This window comes from Methylobacterium sp. 13MFTsu3.1M2 (assembly GCF_900112625.1).
In the GTDB taxonomy this organism is placed as follows: domain Bacteria; phylum Pseudomonadota; class Alphaproteobacteria; order Rhizobiales; family Beijerinckiaceae; genus Methylobacterium.
Map to the genome: position 1 here is coordinate 1 of NZ_FOMM01000049.1, position 17,049 is coordinate 17,049.

A 17,049-nucleotide genomic window follows, 5' to 3' on the forward strand; every position below is an offset into this window, starting at 1 on the left:
CGGGGACTGTCAGGAATTCCGTGTGCGGGCGGCGGGTTGAACATCAGGCCGCCATGGCCCGTGTGAAGCGCTCGCCGAAGATGACGGCGAACTGCGCCTTGGCCATGACCCACTCACGTGGCCCCATCTTCCACGCCTTCTCGGAGCGGTTCAAGACCAGGTAGAGCAGCTTCAGCGCGGCCTCGTCGGTCGGGAAGTGACCGCGGGCGCGCACAGCCCGGCGCAGCGTGGCGTTCAGGGCCTCGATGGCGTTGGTCGTGTACAGGATCCGGCGCACCTCGCCGGGGAAGGCATAGAACGGGACCACCTCGCCCCAGGCCCGTCGCCAGCTCTGGGCGATGGCTGGGTAGCGCCGACCCCATTCGCTTGTCTCGAAGGCCGCCAACGCCGCCTCGCCAGCCGCGGCATCGAGCGCGCGGTAGATGTCCTTCAGCGCACCCGCCACGAGCTTGCGGTCCTTGTAGGACACGAAGTCGAGGCTGTGGCGTAGCAGGTGCACGATGCAGGTTTGGACCAGCGCCTCGGGGAACACCGCCCGGATCGCATCGGGGAAGCCCTTCAGGCCATCGACCACGGCAAGCAGCACGTCCTCGACGCCGCGGTTCCTTAGCTCGTTCATGACCCGCAACCAGAACTTGGCGCCCTCGTTCTGCTCCAGCCAGAGGCCGAGGATCTCCTTGGAGCCGTCGGCGCGCACGCCCAGCGCGATGTGGACGGCCTTGTTGCGGACCACGCCCTCGTCACGCACCTTGATCCGCAGGGCGTCAAAGAACACGATCGGGTAGACCGGCTCCAGCGGCCGGGCTTGCCAGGCGGCGACCTCCTCCAGGACCGCGTCGGTCACCGCGCTGATCAGGTCGGGTGAGACCTCGATCCCGTAGAGCTCGCGCAGGTGCGCGGCGATCTCTCGGGTGCTCATGCCACGCGCATACATCGACACGATCTTGTCGTCGAAGCCCGGGAAGCGGCGCTGGTAGCGGGCGATCAGCTGCGGGTCGAACGTCGCATGCCGATCGCGCGGGATCGCCAGTTCGATCCGGCCCGTCTCGGTCGTGACCGTCTTGCGACCGTAGCCGTTGCGCGTGTTGCCGGCGTCCTCGCCCGCCAGATGATGGTCCATCTCTGCGTTGAGCGCCCGCTCGGCCAGGGCCTTCTTCAGCTCGTCCAACAGACCGTCGGCCTCGAAGGCCGTCTTCGGATCGGCCCCGGCCAGGAGCTGGTCCAGGATCGCGTCAGGGATGCGGGGTGCTTTGCGTCGTGCCATCGGGAACCTCCTTCGGGTCCACTATGGCCGCCCCCACACGAAATTCCTGACAGTCCCAAAGGCGCGCGCGCCGCGATCGCCGCGGCGACGGCCTGGGCGTCCGCGCCGTCGCCGTCCGGGTCGGCGAACGCGCGCAGAAGCTCGGACAGCGGCCGGTGGCGCAGCCCGGCGACCTCGACGCCGAGCAGGGCGGCGACAGCGGCGCGGGCCTGCCGAAGGCGCCCGACCGTGTCGGTTTCCCAGAGCCAGTCGCTCGTGCCCTCGGCGAAATCCTTGAGGAGGAACCCGATGGTCTCGCTCTGCGCCTGCACCATGACGCGGTCGCAGAGGCGCTGGTAGGAGTGCCGGCACATCCGACGCGCGCTCACGAAGACGAAGGCCGCGTACAGCGACAGCAGCACGGCGACGTACTCGCCGACCGGGCTCTCGCAACCGGCGAGCCCGACGAAGATGCCGGCCACCACCGGCGCCACGGCCAGGAGTGCCAGGGAGAAGATCGGGCCCGCCACGTAGGCGTGCGAGATCAGGGCGGCGCAGACGGCCCCGACCACGATCCGGTAGGCATTGTCGACCGAGGGCAGCAGGATCGCCGGCATGCTGGCCCAGGCGAGACCACGGCCGAGCGCGAGGCCGTGAAGGACGGCGAAGGCCTCCCGGGCGATCGATCGGTCGCCGAGGCGGCCGCGATAGCGGCGCATCGCGATCATAGCCACCGCGCACAGCGCCGTCACCGCCACCGCGAGACCGGACAGGTAAGCGTGCGAGACGATGCCCCAGAAGATGGCGGCCAGCGCGAGCACGACGGCGGCCTGCGTCACTGCCGAGTATCGGCCGAGTTGCAGCGTCTCGGCGAGCATCGTGGCGCGCATCGCCTCGCGCAGGCGCGCGTCCTCGTCGGGCAGGTGCACCGCGTCGTCGACGCCCATTGGCAGGATGATCTCACTCATGGCCGCGCCCGTTCGAGGACGTCGAAGCGTCGGCGGCGATCACCCTGCCGCGGAGGTCGAACTGGATCGACGCCGGTGCACTGTCGAGGGTGCTCGACTTCGCCCGGCATTCGGCATTTGACAGCGACATTCAGGTACCCAGGCAGGAGACGGCTCGCCGCGTCTCCGGTGAGAGGATGACCGCTTCGGACTGCCAGAGTCTCAAGCCGATCGCCGGAATTCCTGTTCAATCGCGCTCGAGGGGATCCAATTTCCTGTCATTCCGCCGGACACATCCGAAGCTTCGGGCGCAGTGGAATTTTTTGTTCCATTCTGCGGCATATCCATCGCGCTCGATCGATAGATACCTCGTCGAATTCTGGTATCCATCGATCGCCAAGAAGGAAGCCGATGCAGGCTTCCTTCTCTAAGCGATCGATGGCCTGCACGACGCTGACAGCCGCCATCAAATGTCAGTCAATATGGATCGAATGCTGTCTTATTAACGCTTTCACGGCCACGATTATGGCATTTCGCATCTCAGTTCTGGAGCGCTGGCAATCGGGGTGAGGCGATGCCGACACGTGCATTGATGCGTCCGCAGGCGAAGACCGAGATCGGCGTCGCCCCGCGCGGCTTCTCCTCGCGCCACTACCTGAAACTGATCGAGGATACGGGAAAAATCGGCTTCTGGTCGGCGGACCTGCGCTCCGAGCGGCTGGACGCGTCGCCGGGCCTCTACCGGATTCTGGGCCTTGACCCGACCACAGAGATGACCTTCGGCTTCGGGCTCGACATGATCCACCCGGAGGATCAGGCCGCGCACGGCGACCAGATCGCCGTGCTGCGCTCCGGCCAACCGGTCAGTCGCGAATTCCGCATCATCCGGCCGGATCGGACCCAGCGCTGGCTCCTGCACCACGCCGAGGTCATGCTTGGCGCGGACGGGCGCCCGAGCCAGGGCATGGGCGTCGTGTTCGACGTCACGGCGCAGCACGAGACTATGAACGCGCTCATGCAGCGGCATGACCGCCTGAACGCGTTGATCGCCGCGACGGCAGCGGTCTTCTGGGTCAACAAGGCGAACGGTGAGCCGAGCGAGATGCCGCAGTGGATGGCCCTGACCGGTCAGTCTCACGCGCAGATGCAGGGTCTGGGCTGGCTCGACGCCGTCCACCCGGACGACCGCTCCCGCACGCTCGCGGCCTGGACCACGGCGGTGGAGCACACGGCGCCCTACAACACGGACTATCGCGTCCTGTGCGCGGACGGGATCTATCGCTGGTTCAATGCCCGCGGCGCGCCGGTCCTGAACAAGGACGGCTCCGTCCGAGAATGGGTCGGGGTGTGCCTCAACGTGCCGGGGCGAACCCGCTACGGGGCCCCGCCGCCCGATGCTGCGCTGCAGCAGGGAATCGTGCAGGCCGCGCCCGCTGACGAGACCCTGACTTCGAGCCAAATCCGCTCGGCCCGTGCGATCACGGGCCTTTCTAAGGATGATCTTGCCGCGTTGGCCAATGTCTCGGTCTCAACACTCAATCGGCTGGAGGACCCAACCTCGGCGGTTCGGTCGCGCTCGGACACCCTGCTCGCCGTGCGTCGTGCGCTGGAAGAGGCGGGCGTCGAATTCATCTTTGAGGCAGGCAAGAAGCCCGGCGTCCGCGAGGCTTAACCGCGCTTCAGCTTCAGGCCGCTCGACCGTCCGGTGCATTCGGCACCTGACCTCGCCGGCATTTCAGACCGAGCAGAGGGAGTGGTTATTGTATGACAGCTGGGTCGCATGACAACGCTTACCGCGCTCCAGATTTTACGGTTTGACCTCTCACCCGAGTGAGAGGAGATTGTCGCGCTTCGTGTCTTTAATCCCTCATCGGCGGCCCGTGGCTTCGCCTCCTGTCGACCTACGCTACGCTCGGCCTCTGTAGTACGGTTACAAATGGCCTGATCGGAGGGCTGGAACTTGCGGGCGAAGTGCGCCGGACTGCGGCTGGCGCTCTCCAGATCGATTATCTGCCGACGAAACTCAGTGGTTAGGGAGAACGGGCTGAGGCATCGGGAAAGCACCTCACGCGAAAGCGTTCTTTGTCTACATCGAACCTGGGCAATCCTACTCGCTGCAAGTCCGATCTTCTGGCTCCGGGTTCCGAAAGCGGACTGGCAGAAAACCACCCTTCTCGGACGTCCCGGAGCGGGTATTAGGCATCCAATTTCCACCGTCAGGGCGCAGTGGCGCGGTCGAGATCTCGTTTCAGCTCCGTAAGGCTCGTTTGGCCGAAACCTCAGCCGCTTCGTTGGCGAGCAGGCCGAGGAGCGCGTCAAACACCAGCGGCTTATCGACTAGGGGAACGCCCGCGGCCCTGGCGCGCGCCCGGATGCCCGGGTCGGGATGGCCGGTGATCAGCACGACGGGCACATGTGCGTCGAGCTCGCGCAGATGGCCAAGCACCTCAAGACCATCCATCCCCGGCATGACGTGGTCGAGCAGCACGAAGGCCGGTCGCGGACCGGGGAAGGCCGCCAGCAGATCGTGGCCGTCAGCGAAGGTCTCGACGCGGTGACCTTCGCACTCGATCAGGAAGCGGGTGGAGTGCAGGACGGCCGGATCGTCATCCACGACGTAGATGAGGCTCTGAGGGGCCGATGGCATGGGGGTCGCCGTCCGGTGTGGCTCGCGGTTGAAGACGCCACCTTGCGGAAAGGACCGGGCGCTCGCCTTGACCTGCCTCAAGCCGGCGTCAGACGAGCCCAGCCAGCACTGACCAGCGCACCAATTCCTGCAGGCTCTCCGCTCGCGTCTTTGCCATGAGCTTGGCCCTGTAGATCTCGACGGTGCGTGGGCTGATGTCGAGCGAGCGGCCGATTTCCTTGCTGGTGCGGCCGGCCACAAGATGATCCAGAACCTGCCGCTCGCGCTCGCTAAGGGTCCCAACGCGTCGAACGAAATCGCGCACCGTCGGGTCGACAGTTCCGGCGACCCCGCCACGCTCCGAGGCCGACCTAAGCGCCTGGATCAGCGCCTCGTCGTCGAACGGCTTCTCGATGAAATCGCAGGCGCCGAGCTTCATCGCCTCGACCGCGAGCGGCACATCCCCGTGCCCTGTCATCATGACCACCGGCAAGGTGTGTCCCATCGCCCGCAAACGGCGCAGCAGTTCCAGCCCGTCGATGCCGGGCATGCGGATGTCGGTCAGGACGCATCCCGCGGCGGGCTTCGCCAGCGTTTCGAGGAGGCGCGACCCGGCCTCATAGAGCGCGACCTCGAAGCCGGCGGTGTCGAGCAGAAAGCCGACCGAATCCCGCATCGCCGGGTCGTCGTCCACGACGTGCACGAGGCTAACTGCCATTGGCCGTGTCTCCCTCGGCGGCGGTCGGCAAAGTCAGACGGAATGTGGCACCTCCGGCTGCGTTGCGCTCGGCCGTCAGGCGGCCGCCATGCGCCTCGATGATGGTGCGGCAGATCGAGAGGCCGACGCCCATCCCGCTGGCCTTGGTGGTCACGAACGGCCGGAAGAGGCGGTCCGCGACCTCGTCCGCGATGCCGGGGCCGGTGTCCGACACCGTGATCTCGACCATCTTCGCGGATAGCGCATGGGCGTCGACGGTCATCTCGCGCCGTTCGCTCTGCTGCATGGCCTCGCGCGCGTTCCGCATGAGATTGACCAAGACTTGCTGGATCTGGACCCGGTCGGCCAGTACGGCCTTCAGGCCGGGGGCCACCCGGATTTTAGCAACGACGCCCTGTTCCCTGGCACCGATGAAGGCCAGGGCGCTTGACTCCTCGATCAGCCGCGAGACCGGCTCCAGCCGTCGCTGCGTCTCCCCGCGGGTAACGAACTCCCGGAGCCGGCGAATGATTTGGCCGGCCCGCAGGGCTTGCTCGGCGGTCTTGTCGAGAACGTCCAACGACTTGGCGATGGCTTCCGGGCCGGACCGCGCGAGCAACCGACGGCAACCCTTAGTGTAGTTCGCGATGGCACCGAGCGGCTGGTTCAGCTCGTGCGCCAGGGTGGACGCCATCTCGCCCATCGCGCTCAGGCGGGAGACGTGGACGAGCTCGGTCTGGAGTTCCTGGAGCCGGGCTTGCGTCTTCTGGTGTTCGGTGAGGTCGTTGATGAACCCGGTGAAGAACACCTGCTCGCCCGAGCGCATCTCACCGATGGCGAGCTCCATCGGGAACGTCGTGCCGTCGGCCCGCCGGCCGGTTACGATCCGGTTGGTGCCGATGATGCGCCGCTCCCGCGTCCGCCGGTAATGGTCGAGGTAGCCGTCGTGCTCGCCCCGCATCGGTTCCGGCATCAGAATGCGGACGTTCTGCCCGGCCACCTCGCCAGCCGCGTAGCCGAACAGCCGCTCGGCTGCGGCGCTGAAAGAATGGATGAGGCCCGCCTCGTCGATGACGACCATGGCTTCGGGCACGGTGTCGAGGATCGAGCGCAGGTGCGCCTCGCGCGCCCGGATGTCCTCTTCGGCCCGCTTCTGCTCGTCGATGCTCTGGACAACCCCGCGATGGCGCGCCGGCCTGCCAGCCGCGTCGAGGTTCACCCGCCCGCGCGAGCGCAGCCAGCAGACGGACTCGTCCGGCCGCACGACGCGGTAGTCGACCTCGTAGCTCCCGCCCTCACGCAGCGCTTTCTGGATGGCGTCAGCGCGGGCCTGGCGGTCGTCCGGGTGAACCAACGCCTGTGAGTCAGCGAACGTGGTCAGCCGCTCGGGTGGCACCCCGAACAGGCGCGCGCAGGTCGGGGAGACCGTGGCCCGCCCGGTCGGGATGTCCAGCGACCAGACGCAGATCCCGACCTCGTCGAGGGTCTGCCGAAGCTCGTCGCTCGCTCGCGTGACGTCACGCTCAAGGTCGGCGCTGGGCCGGTCGACGGTGTCCGTCATCGAGCGCACCCGGAGAAGTCCTGCGCGCGGCCGTCGTGGAGCTCGCCCGTGTCCGACCGCCACCCGGCTGCATCTCGTGCCCAGTTATTACTGCGATTTCGGAGTGGGGAACAGCCGCAGGTGCGTATTCGCGGCCCGGGTCGAGTAGCTCTTTGGGCCGGACCGGCACCGATACCGCGTCGCTCCGGCCGCTTGAGATGGATCAACGCCGCGCAGCCACGACGGGAGGAACCATGGGATCGGCTCAACCCGGAGAACTTCCATGTCCAGATTCAGCCCTTCGCACCTCGCAGGCATTCGCGACGTCCTCGTCGGCACGGCCGTGGAGGGCGAGCGCGAGGAGGCCTCGTCGGCCATCGGCTACGGCCTGACCTTGGCCAAGGCCGCCGGCGCCCACCTCACCGTCCAGTCGGCCTCGTGGCGCCTCTCGGGCGACGACGCCTGGCTCGGCGAGTTCGACTACGAAGGCGTCTCGGTCATGGACCGCCGGCTCGACGCCCTGGCCCGCTCCGTCGCCGAGCGCTCGGCTGGGGATGCCGCGCAGGCCGGCGTGGTCTGCACGACGGAGACGCCGAGCCTGCCGTATCCGGAGATCGTGAACCGTCTCGCCGCCCGCGCGCGCCTGCACGACCTGACGGTCCTCGACATCGGTCCGCGGACGTACGACCTCGACCGCGAGATGGTCGAGAAGGCGCTGTTTCACAGCGGCCGGCCGGTCATCGCCGTCCCGCCGGGACACGACGCCTTCGCGGCACGGCGGATCATCGTCGCCTGGGACGGCAGCGCCCAGGCCGCCCGCGCCGCCAACGACGCCTTGCCGTTCCTGCGTTCGGCCGAGGCTGTCGAGATCGTCTCGGTCGGCACCGAGGCAGAGATCCAAGAAGGGGTGCCAGGCGCCGAGTTCGCACCTCATCTCGCGCGGCACGGGGTAAACGTCAGCGTCAACGACCTGCCGAAGGGGGGAGAGCGTCGCCGACACGTTGCGCGCCCAGGCCGGCTTGTTCCGGGCCGACATGATCGTGATGGGTGCCTACCGGCATTCCCCCACGCGTGAATACTTTTTCGGCGGGGTGACCCGCTCCTTCCTGAGGGGCAGCCCGGCACCGCTGTTCCTCGCCCATTAAGCCCGGGAGGCCGACCGTGTTCAAGCAAGGATCTTCAGGGAGCGGCCCGACTGGTCGGGCTGCCCGGAGACGCGATACCTCGAGCGCGCGCCGCCGATCCGCACCGGCAAAGCTCGATGTCGGGGAGGTGCCGCCTCAGGTGCGGGCACCGAACAGGCCGGAGTGGCCCGGCCCGATAAACGAGGAGGAGCGCGCCGCCCTGAAGGCCGGCTGGAGCTTCGTCGAGTAGAGCGGCCGCGCACCGCTTCAGGCGGCCCGGGCTTGCCGGCCCGTCAAATTCGTGCGCGCGCGAGTTCCCGAATGGCCTGGATCAAGCGGCGCACGTCGCCTCGATGCGGCAGGGGCGTGGCGCGCTCGGCTAGAGTTCCGATCAGCCCATCGACGAAAACGGAGGCGCCGGAATAGGCCAGGGTCCAGTCCGCGAAGCGCCGCCTGTCGATGTCATCGTAGATTAGCACCTCCACGCCTGCATGGCGCCGATCGCGCCGGATGCTGTCCATCAGCGCGTCCACCGCGGCGCGCGGGCCTTCGAGGATCTGTGCGAAGCGCCCGCGCGACGCGACGAGTGCTCCGGTGACGCCGAGTTGTGCGTTCCTGGCCAGCGACGTCTCGACGATGTTCCGGACCTCAGCGTCGGAGGACATCCGCCGGCTGACGTAGAGAAGCGACCCTTCCATGGTGCTCGTCCCCTTCGGGGCTCGGCGTCCCGTCGAACCCTCGTCCTTGGTCTCGGGCTGCCGGCGCCTTGACGTCCGTCTCACCGCCTCAGCGTCCGCATATAGGCCGTCAGGTCGGCCGCATCGCTGGGGTCGAGCCGGAAGTCCGGCATGGCGGGATGCCGGCGTTCGACGCCTTCGTCCAGGACGTCGGCGAGGTCGCCTATGGGGAAGCTCTCGGCGAGCTTGCGGAGCGGAGGCGCCTCGCGCATCGGGTTCTCGCCCGTCATACGCACTGCGTGACAGCGAGCGCAGACGATGCCCGCCAGGGCCCGACCGCGCGCGGCGGAAGCCTCCTCCGCCGCCGCAGGCCCGGCGAGCAGTAGGAGCGCGACGCTCGCAACGGGCAGGACACGCTTGCCGGTCATCAATGGCACATCAGGCTGCAGAGGGGCGAGCGGTCCAACAGGTCTCGCGTCACGCCGCCGAATATCCACTCCCGCAACCGGGAATGGCCGTAGGCGCCGAGGACGATCAGGTCGGCATCCTGCATCAGGGCAAAGCGCAGGATCTCCGAGCCGTCGTCGTCCTTCGTGTGCAGACGGTGCGGTGTGACGTGGGCACCGTGCCGCGCGAGGTGGTAGGCGACGTCTTCCGCGCCCGTAAGGTGTGCGTCCGTGCCGACCGTCGCGACGAGGACCTGGTCCGCCTCCCGCATGATAGGCAGCGCGGCCGACACCGCCCGTCGTGCTTCGGGGCTATCCTTCCATGCGACCAAGATGCGCGCCGCCTTCAGGTGCGCGGTCCTCGGCGGCACGACCAGGACCGGCCTGGCTGCCTCCATGATCACGGGCCCGGGCGGCACGCCGAGAGGTCCTGGATCCTGGTCTCCGAGACCCTTCCGGCTCACTACCACGAGGTCCGCGGCGCGCGCCTGCTCGATAAGATGTTCGGTGGCGTCGGCGAAGCACCAGCGCCAGTCGGTAGGAATGCCATCCCCGGCGAAGCGTTCGAACGACGCGTGCGCCTGTTCCAGGATGGCTTGTATCTGCGCCTTGTTGCGGCCTTCCTGGTCAATGGCATCGTAGATGTCCCGCACCAGGATGGGGGCCGGAACGGTGTGGGCGGCCACACCTGTCAGGGTCGCCCCGAAGCGTCGGGCCAGGTCGGCGGCGAGCCGTATCCGATTCGGTGCGGCCTCGCCGAGGTCGGCGGACACGAGGATGTTCGCGTAGTCCATGGCGGCCTCCGTTGTGCGTCGATGCCGACGAAGGGAGCTTGGTCCTGGCGGGAACGGGCCACCTTGATCCATCGCAAGGTCCGCGGGCCGTCGACGGCCTCATGGATGCCGCGCAACTTCCCGCGCCGTCGGCTTGCGGGCGTCCTGGGAGCCGCCGAGCGCACGCATGGCGTTGAGGATGACCGCCACGTCGATAACCTCCTGGAGCAACGCGCCCTGAAGGGGCGAGAGGTGGCCCAGCGCCGCCGCAGTCATGCCGGCGAGCGACAGGCCGAGGCCGATCCACACGCTCTGAAGCGCGATAGTGCGGGTCCGCTTGGCGATGCGGATGGCATCGGGCAGCGGGGCCAGGCTGTCGACCAGCAGGACGACGTCCGCGGCTTCGGCCGCGGCCGCCGCACCCCTCGCGCCGAGTGCCACGCCGAGATCGGCGGCCGCCAAGGCCGGCGCGTCGTTCACCCCGTCGCCGACCATCATCACGGGCCCGTTGCGACGCTCGGCGGCCACGGTGTTCGTCTTCGCCGTCGGGTCGAGGTCGGCGGCGACGGCGTCGACGGGCAGACCGGCGACGAGCGCCTCGGCGACGGCACACCGGTCTCCGGTCGCGAGCACTACCCGCTCGATGCCGCACGCGCGAAGTTCCAGAAGCGCGATGCCGCCGTCCGCACGGAGCGGGTCGGCGAACTCCAGGACGGCGGCCGGCGCGCCGTCGATGGCGACCAGAACCGTCGCCGCGGCTGCCGCCAGGCCTCGCGCCTCGTCCGGTATCCGGAAGTCGATCCCGTGGATTCGCATCAGGTGCAGCCCCCCGATGACGAGGTGCCGCCCCTCCACGAGACCGGTCACGCCTTCCCCGGGCGTCTCCACGACGGCTTCGGGTTGAGAGAGCGTCCGACCTCGTCGGCGCGCCTCCTCGACCAGTGCCTGCCCGACCGGGTGCCCCGAGGCTTGTTCGAGAGACGCCGCGAGTCCCAGCACCTCGTCCTCGGAAAAGGCGCCGAGGATCCGCATGGACACCATCCGGGCGGTGCCGTGGGTCAGGGTGCCGGTTTTGTCGACGACCAGGACGCGGACCTTGGCCAGCATCTCAAGGGCACCACCGCCCTTGATGAGGACGCCGATGCCGGCGGCGCGGGAGAGGCCGGAGACGAGCGCGACGGGCACCGCCAGGATCAGCGGGCACGGGGTGGCAACGACCAGCACGGCCAGCGCCCGAACGGGGTCGTCGGTGGCGAGCCAAGCGCCTCCGGCCAGCAGCAGCGTGAGAACGAGGAAAACGAGCCCGTACCGGTCCGCCAGGCGTGCCATCGGCGCCTTCCGGGCTTGCGCCGCCTCCACGAGGCGGACGATCCCGGCATACGTGCTCTCGGCCGCGGGCCGCTCCGCCACCAAGGTGAACGGCGTGCCCGCGTTCACCGTACCGCTCAACACGGCCTCGTTCGCGCCGAAGCTGACCGGCAGTGCCTCGCCGGTGAGGCTGGACCGGTCGAGGATGGCGCGACCTGCGGCGACCCGCCCGTCGACCGGCACGACGTCGCCGACGCGCACCAGGATGCGGTCTCCCGGGACCAGCGCCGCGAGCGGCACCTCCGTCAGGGCGCCACCGTCCTCGCGCATGGCGGTGCGTGGCTGGCGCGCGACCAGCGCGGTCATCGCCCTGCTGGCGCGGCCGGACGCGTACGCCTCCAACGACTGGCCGCCGGCGTACATCAGGGCGATGACGGCGCCGGCCAGCGGCTGCGAAAGGGCGAGCGCGCCGCCCATCGAGAGCAGGGCGACGAGGTCGAGCCCGACGTCGCCTTTCGCCAGGCTCGTCACAACCTGGAACACGAGGGCTACGAGGACCGTCAGGGTCGCGAGGGTCCAGGCCGCCGCGGCGATATCTGCCCGACCGATGACCTGCACAGCCAAGCCGACACAGAGGCCGGCAAGCGGCAGGGCTGCAAGCCACCCGTGCACGCCCGGCCTCCATCCGGTGGTCACCGGTCGATCCGTCCCGGGCGAGCTTAGGGCTGACGTCTTCATGTCTGCCCTCCCGTTTGAGCCTACGAGATGAGCTCGGTCCGGCTTCGCAGGCCTTGCGCTGGATCAACGCGTCGCGGCGGGATCGCGGAGTCCGCTGGAGTTGGAGTTGACCCGTTTTGGTGGAGCGGTGGAACGCTTGCGGATCAAGGGTTGGCGAGCATCTCCTGTTCGTAGCGGATGGGTGAGCGATAACCGAGCGCGGAGTGAAGGCGCACGGGATTGTAGAAGCCCTCGATGAAGGTGAACACGGCCATGCGGGCCTGTGCTTGAGAGGCGAAGCGCCGGCGGTCGAGCAACTCGCACTCCAGCGTCGCGAAGAAGCTCTCGCACATTGCGTTGTCGTAGGCGTCGCCCACCGAGCCCATGGAGGGCCGCACGCCCGCTTCGCGGCAGCGACCGCCGAAGGCCAGCGACGTGTATTGCGATCCTTGGTCGGAGTGGTGGATTACATCGCGCGGTCGGCGCTGCATGATGGCCATCTCCAGTGCGTCGAGAACGAGTTCGGTCCGCAGGTGGCTGGCCATCGACCAGCCAACGACGCGCCGGCTCCAGGCGTCGACCACCACGGCGAGGTAGAGGAAGCCCGCGGCGGTCTGCACGAAGGTGATGTCACCGACCCAGAGCTGGTTGGGGGCCTCGGCCGAGAAGGTGCGGTCCACGAGATCGGGCGCGGGGCGAGCCTCCCGGTCGCGTCGAGTGGTCACGACGCCTCTGCGCTGGCGGCTGACGCCGACAAGGCCCGCCTCGCGCATCAGCCGCGCAATGCGCTTGCGTCCGTGTCGTGCGCCCTGCGCTGCCAGCGTAGCGTGCACGCGCGGCGCACCGTAGATTTCGCCCGACCCAGCGTGAGCGGTGCGGATCTGCTTCAAAAACGCGGCATCCGCCACGGCACGGACGGAGGGCGTGCGCTGCCGCCAAGCGTGATAGCCGGCCTCCGACACGCCGAGCAGGGTTCCCATCGCGGCAGGCCGCGATGGGGTGCCCGCTGCGTGCCATGGCCGCAATGGGGAAGACGGCCTGGTTCGCGCTCATGAACTGGAAGAGCCCGACGGCACCGCGCCGCTCTCCCGTGCGAACCAGGCCGCGGCTTTTGAGAGGATGTCGCGCTCCAACCGAAGCTGCCGCACCTCGCGGCGTAGACGGGCCAGTTCCTCCCGCTCGGCGAGCGTCAGGACGTCATTCTTGGAGGCGCCACGGCTCTCACCGCGGTCGGCTTGAGCGACTCAGTTGCGGATGGCCTGGGCGGAGGGCTCGAACTCGCGGGCGAGATCGGCCGGGTCGCGTCCGGCGCGGACCAATTCGACCATCTGGCGGCGGAACTCGGGGGCGTAGGGCGGGCGTGTATGAGGCATGGAGCGCACCTCGTGCGGAAAGTCTGGAGGGCTCCACGAGACCGGGTCAACTCCATGGCGAGGTAGTTTGCGGCTCGCTTCTCGTAGCGGGTGGCGATGCGGCGATACTGTTTGAGCCGACCGATCAACCGCTCGACCTTGTTGCGCTCGCAGTAGGCGTCTTTGTCGAAATCGAGCTGGCGGGGCTGGTCCTTGCGGGTGGGGATCACCGGCTCGACCCGGCGTTGTCGGAGGCGACGACGGGCCGGCGGACTGGAGTAGCCCCGGTCGCCTGCCATCCGCCGGGGACGTAGGCGCGGGCGGCCTCGCCCTGGACGTGGCACCGCGCCCCTTCATGAGAGCATCCAACGCAAACTGCTCGTGGCGCTCGCCCGCCGTCAGCACCGCCGTGATCGGCTTACCCCCGCCCTCGGCACGCAGATGCAGCTTGGTCGAGAAGCCGCCCTGGTTGCGCCCGAGCGCTTCGCCCACGCCCTCGACGGTCGCCTCACCCCCCGATGGCGCCGGACCGGCGTGCCCCGGCGGCGTGCTGGTGGGCGCGCACCACCGTGGCGTCCACGAAGTGCAGATCCCAGTCCAGGGCGCCGCGGGCGTCCGCCTGCGCCTGCAGGCGCTGCAGCACCCGGTCGAACACGCCGGCCTTGCGCCAGCGGTAGAACCGGCTCGACACGGTTCCGACCACCCCGTAGCGGGCCGGCAGGTCCTCCCAGGGAGCACCGGTACGCAGGATCCAGAGCATGCCGTTGAGCACTTGGCGGTGATCCTCGGCGGGCCGGCCCGTGCGCGGCTTCTGCGGAGGCAGCAGCGGGGCGATCTGCTCCCACTGCGCGTCAGTCAGTCCAAAGCGTCGCATCAGGCCCACATGGGGCCGATCCCGCGGCCTGTGAACCCTTTGCAGAGACGCCCTAGGCCCAAGGTGACGGACGCGGCGAAGGTGGTGGGCTACTTCGACCTTCAAGGCACTGACGGCGGTTGTCATCGCCGGTGCGATGATGGCGCTGTTCGTGCGTTTCGCCATGGACGGCGCTTGGAAGCAGGGGGACGGCGGCCTCGCCGACGAGGCTGGGCAGGTGCAGGAGGCCACCAAGGCCGTGGACGGGCTCGGGACCTGATCGGGGCGACCCCTCCGGAGGATGTCGTGGCCGCTGGCTTGATCGATGTCTGCTTCGGAGACGCACAAGAGGGCCATCTAGTGACTGGAATGGGCGCGCAGCCGAATGTCAGGTCCTGCGCGCCGGTAATTCGGCGTGACGAAGTATGGCCGAAAGCCGCCGGTCCGCTTCCGTGAAGGTCCGCGAGAAAAGCGGACGGCCCCCTATCGACCCAACCCAGTCGCCCCGGGGCCGTCGAGCGCTTCCGATTAGCGGACGATCCGAGGTCGACCCATAGCCAAGCTTTTGGCGATCCTGGACCGTTCGGCCCCGTAGGCAGGGGCCACCATCGGGTAGTCGCTTGGCAGGCCCCACTAAGCTCGGTACGTTTCCGGCGTCAGGCCACACGCCGTCAGATGCCGCTTGATCGTCTTGTACGGCTTGCCGTCCTCGAAGCTGATTAACGCCTCGTGCCTAATCGACGCTCGGATCTGGGCCGGTGTAACCCTTCTGCTTCCCGACACGGCCGACTGATCGGAAGTTTGAAGACCGGTGAAGGCCGCAGCCATCGCCGTAATCAGTGCAGGCTCCTCCAAGGCTGCGACGCGATTGTGCGACACATACGCCGCCACTAAGTTAGCGGTCATCTCGCCGCAATCGAGGTGGCTGTTTCCTGCAATGACTGCGTCAGTATCCATCGGTATGTTCACTCCCATACATTCGCGTCGTGAATTGAATATACGCGCGGCAGAAACGATTCGAACGTTAAATTTCATCTATGAATAGTGAGATTATTCAAAATACAATCATTTAAGATGAGGTCATAATTTTTCACACATATTAGTGGTTGAAATCGCAGACGAAAGAGTGCTGAGAACCACGAAGATTGTCGCTTGGATGACATTGCGATGATTGCTGTCCAACGCAGGGTGCCGTAGCGCGCATGTCGCGAGCGCGGGGGGGCTTCGAGTGCTTTCTGGGGCGTCATGGGTCGCACCAGCTTTATCCCGGCCGACTGCCGGGAAGCGGCGGCGCGCGAGATCGATCTGTCATATCCGGATGATTTCCCACCCGAGTCCGGAGCGTGAATATGCCCGACCTTCTTCGATGATGTTCGAGACCCGACGCGCGCACGGATTCAAGTGCACTCAATATGAGATCGACTCCGAATAAATCATTCCTAGGAGTCGACAATCTTAAAATTTGAAAACGTTAGATTTTTAGTAATGTGCGGCGGATCATATGATCTGATCGGGATTAGTCGGTCTAGGGCATATCCATGCTGCGCAGTTCTAAAATCATCATCAAGGCCATCGTGCCGCTCGCCTTGATGGCGTTCATTGCCGCGGGATTGATGGTCTATGCGATTACATGCCTCGACGCACTTGCCAAGCAAACCCGCACGATCGTCGACCTGCAAGCTGTTCGGCTCGAAAGGATCCTGAGCCTGCGATCCCATGTCAACGAACTCGCCATTCAGTCACGCAATCTCATCCTTGAGACCCGTGAGGCGGAGATGGCCGCCTACAAGGCTCGCTACGACGCCACGTTGAAGGCTACTAAAGAGGCCACCGAAACCCTGATCTCCTTGGCCGACACACCAGAGCGCAAAGCCGCCAATCAGACGCTCAAGACCATCCTGGAGGAGTTCTATGCCGCGCAGGATCGGGCAACCGCTCTCGGCCTGAAGAACGACAACGACGGCGCGACCAAGGCTCTCCTGATCGACGCTGCGGCTTCGCGCAAAAAGATGCGCGAGTTCGTGCAGGAACGGGTCGATGTCCTCAACGCCGAGCTGCGGCAGGCGCGCGACGATGCCGAGCAGGCGGTGAGCACCGCCAGGATCGTGCTGATCGGCGCCTCCGCGGCCGGCCTCGTCGGCGCCGCCCTGCTGTCCGCCCTGATCGTGATCTTCGGCATCACCCGCCCGCTGGGCAGCCTGGTTGGGGTGCTGCAGCGGATGGCCCACGGCGAGGTCGATGCCGAGATCCGCGAGGCCACCCGCGGCGACGAGATCGGCGCCGTCGGCCAGGCGGTCGAGGGCATCAAGGCCATGGTCGCCCGCAAGGCCGCCGAGGAGGCCGAAGTGAAACGCCGCGCCGACGCGGCCGCGGCTGCCGAGCGGAAGCGCACCATGATCGAGCTCGCCGACGGTTTCGAGCGCGCCGTCGGCGGCATCGTCGGCCTGGTCTCGTCCTCGGCCACCGAGCTCCAGGCCACCGCCCAGCAGATGACCGCCACCGCCGAGGAGACCGCTGCGCAATCGACCAGCGTGGCCGCGGCCGCCGAGGAGGCGTCGACCAACGTCAACACGGTCGCGGCCGCGGCCGAGGAACTCGGCTCCTCCGTGCAGGAGATCGGCCGGCAGGTGACCGACTCGGCCCACCTTGCCCAGGCCGCGGTGGGCGAAGCCGACCAGACCGCCCACCTCGTCCAGGCGCTCAGCCAGAACGCCGCGCGGATCGGCGACATGGTCGGGATGATCTC

At 67.6% G+C, this 17,049-nt stretch carries 11 protein-coding genes and 4 pseudogenes; 3 read left to right on the forward strand and 12 right to left on the reverse strand.

Annotation, left to right across the window (positions count from 1 at the left end; all coding sequences use genetic code 11):
- Positions 1-43: 43 nt before the first annotated feature.
- Together BM314_RS29150 and BM314_RS29155 are read right to left on the reverse strand one after the other, a co-directional pair.
- On the reverse strand, positions 44-1,264 hold the full coding sequence (locus tag BM314_RS29150) for an IS256 family transposase (protein WP_091980982.1): 1,221 nt from the start codon (positions 1,262-1,264) through the stop codon (positions 44-46).
- Positions 1,156-2,211: a hypothetical protein gene (locus BM314_RS29155; protein WP_244540086.1), complete on the reverse strand. Its 1,056-nt coding sequence runs from the start codon at positions 2,209-2,211 to the stop codon at positions 1,156-1,158. Before BM314_RS29155 ends, BM314_RS29150 begins: the two co-directional genes overlap by 109 nt.
- Positions 2,212-2,764: 553 nt before the next feature.
- Between BM314_RS29155 and BM314_RS29160 the strand changes: the two genes are divergently transcribed.
- A complete protein-coding gene (locus BM314_RS29160) occupies positions 2,765-3,862 on the forward strand; it encodes a PAS domain-containing protein (protein WP_244540087.1) in 1,098 nt (365 codons plus the stop codon).
- A gap of 576 nt (positions 3,863-4,438) precedes the next feature.
- Here the strand turns inward: BM314_RS29160 and BM314_RS29165 are convergent.
- The 3 genes from BM314_RS29165 to BM314_RS29175 all read right to left on the reverse strand — a co-directional run bounded on the left by BM314_RS29165 (position 4,439) and on the right by BM314_RS29175 (position 7,074).
- Positions 4,439-4,837, reverse strand: coding sequence for a response regulator transcription factor (locus BM314_RS29165; protein WP_091927991.1), 399 nt, complete (start codon positions 4,835-4,837; stop codon positions 4,439-4,441).
- A gap of 88 nt (positions 4,838-4,925) precedes the next feature.
- On the reverse strand, positions 4,926-5,534 hold the full coding sequence (fixJ, locus tag BM314_RS29170; protein WP_091982013.1) for a response regulator FixJ: 609 nt from the start codon (positions 5,532-5,534) through the stop codon (positions 4,926-4,928).
- The gene (locus tag BM314_RS29175) at positions 5,524-7,074 is read right to left on the reverse strand and encodes a PAS domain-containing sensor histidine kinase (protein WP_091682951.1); all 1,551 of its coding nucleotides are present in this window, start codon (positions 7,072-7,074) and stop codon (positions 5,524-5,526) included. Before BM314_RS29175 ends, fixJ begins: the two co-directional genes overlap by 11 nt.
- 262 nt (positions 7,075-7,336) lie before the next feature.
- Here BM314_RS29175 and BM314_RS29180 point away from each other — a divergent pair.
- A pseudogene (locus BM314_RS29180) lies at positions 7,337-8,198 on the forward strand (universal stress protein).
- 272 nt (positions 8,199-8,470) lie between these two features.
- On the opposite strand, the gene BM314_RS29185 reads toward BM314_RS29180, so the two are convergent.
- The 7 genes and pseudogenes from BM314_RS29185 to BM314_RS29215 form a co-directional block, all read right to left on the reverse strand.
- Positions 8,471-8,875: a BLUF domain-containing protein gene (locus BM314_RS29185; RefSeq protein WP_091982015.1), complete on the reverse strand. Its 405-nt coding sequence runs from the start codon at positions 8,873-8,875 to the stop codon at positions 8,471-8,473.
- 80 nt (positions 8,876-8,955) lie between these two features.
- Positions 8,956-9,282, reverse strand: coding sequence for a c-type cytochrome (locus tag BM314_RS29190; RefSeq protein ID WP_091982017.1), 327 nt, complete (start codon positions 9,280-9,282; stop codon positions 8,956-8,958).
- Positions 9,282-10,094 carry a universal stress protein gene (locus tag BM314_RS29195; protein WP_091982019.1) on the reverse strand — a complete coding sequence of 271 codons (813 nt, stop codon included), beginning with the start codon at positions 10,092-10,094 and terminating at the stop codon, positions 9,282-9,284. Before BM314_RS29195 ends, BM314_RS29190 begins: the two co-directional genes overlap by 1 nt.
- Positions 10,095-10,193: 99 nt before the next feature.
- Positions 10,194-12,119: a heavy metal translocating P-type ATPase gene (locus tag BM314_RS29200; protein WP_091982021.1), complete on the reverse strand. Its 1,926-nt coding sequence runs from the start codon at positions 12,117-12,119 to the stop codon at positions 10,194-10,196.
- 143 nt (positions 12,120-12,262) lie between these two features.
- Positions 12,263-13,471: pseudogene (locus BM314_RS29205) on the reverse strand (IS3 family transposase).
- A 53-nt stretch (positions 13,472-13,524) separates the two neighbouring features.
- Positions 13,525-14,324, reverse strand: a pseudogene (locus BM314_RS29210) (IS5 family transposase); the annotation flags it as partial.
- Positions 14,325-14,831: 507 nt separating this feature from the next.
- Positions 14,832-15,338, reverse strand: a pseudogene (locus BM314_RS29215) (MucR family transcriptional regulator).
- A 503-nt stretch (positions 15,339-15,841) separates the two neighbouring features.
- Between BM314_RS29215 and BM314_RS29220 the strand changes: the two are divergent.
- Positions 15,842-17,049, forward strand: a 1,208-nt coding sequence (locus tag BM314_RS29220; protein ID WP_091982023.1) for an MCP four helix bundle domain-containing protein, incomplete at its 3' end; no start/stop codon positions are given.

Excerpts from the sequence above, each read along its gene's own strand:
- BM314_RS29150 (WP_091980982.1), bottom strand. The coding sequence starts at position 1,264 with ATGGCACGACGCAAAGCACCCCGCATCCCTGACGCGATCCTGGACCAG.
- BM314_RS29155 (WP_244540086.1), bottom strand. The coding sequence starts at position 2,211 with ATGAGTGAGATCATCCTGCCAATGGGCGTCGACGACGCGGTGCACCTG.
- BM314_RS29160 (WP_244540087.1), top strand. The coding sequence starts at position 2,765 with ATGCCGACACGTGCATTGATGCGTCCGCAGGCGAAGACCGAGATCGGC.
- BM314_RS29165 (WP_091927991.1), bottom strand. The coding sequence starts at position 4,837 with ATGCCATCGGCCCCTCAGAGCCTCATCTACGTCGTGGATGACGATCCG.
- fixJ (WP_091982013.1), bottom strand. The coding sequence starts at position 5,534 with ATGGCAGTTAGCCTCGTGCACGTCGTGGACGACGACCCGGCGATGCGG.
- BM314_RS29175 (WP_091682951.1), bottom strand. The coding sequence starts at position 7,074 with ATGACGGACACCGTCGACCGGCCCAGCGCCGACCTTGAGCGTGACGTC.
- BM314_RS29185 (WP_091982015.1), bottom strand. The coding sequence starts at position 8,875 with ATGGAAGGGTCGCTTCTCTACGTCAGCCGGCGGATGTCCTCCGACGCT.
- BM314_RS29190 (WP_091982017.1), bottom strand. The coding sequence starts at position 9,282 with ATGACCGGCAAGCGTGTCCTGCCCGTTGCGAGCGTCGCGCTCCTACTG.
- BM314_RS29195 (WP_091982019.1), bottom strand. The coding sequence starts at position 10,094 with ATGGACTACGCGAACATCCTCGTGTCCGCCGACCTCGGCGAGGCCGCA.
- BM314_RS29200 (WP_091982021.1), bottom strand. The coding sequence starts at position 12,119 with ATGAAGACGTCAGCCCTAAGCTCGCCCGGGACGGATCGACCGGTGACC.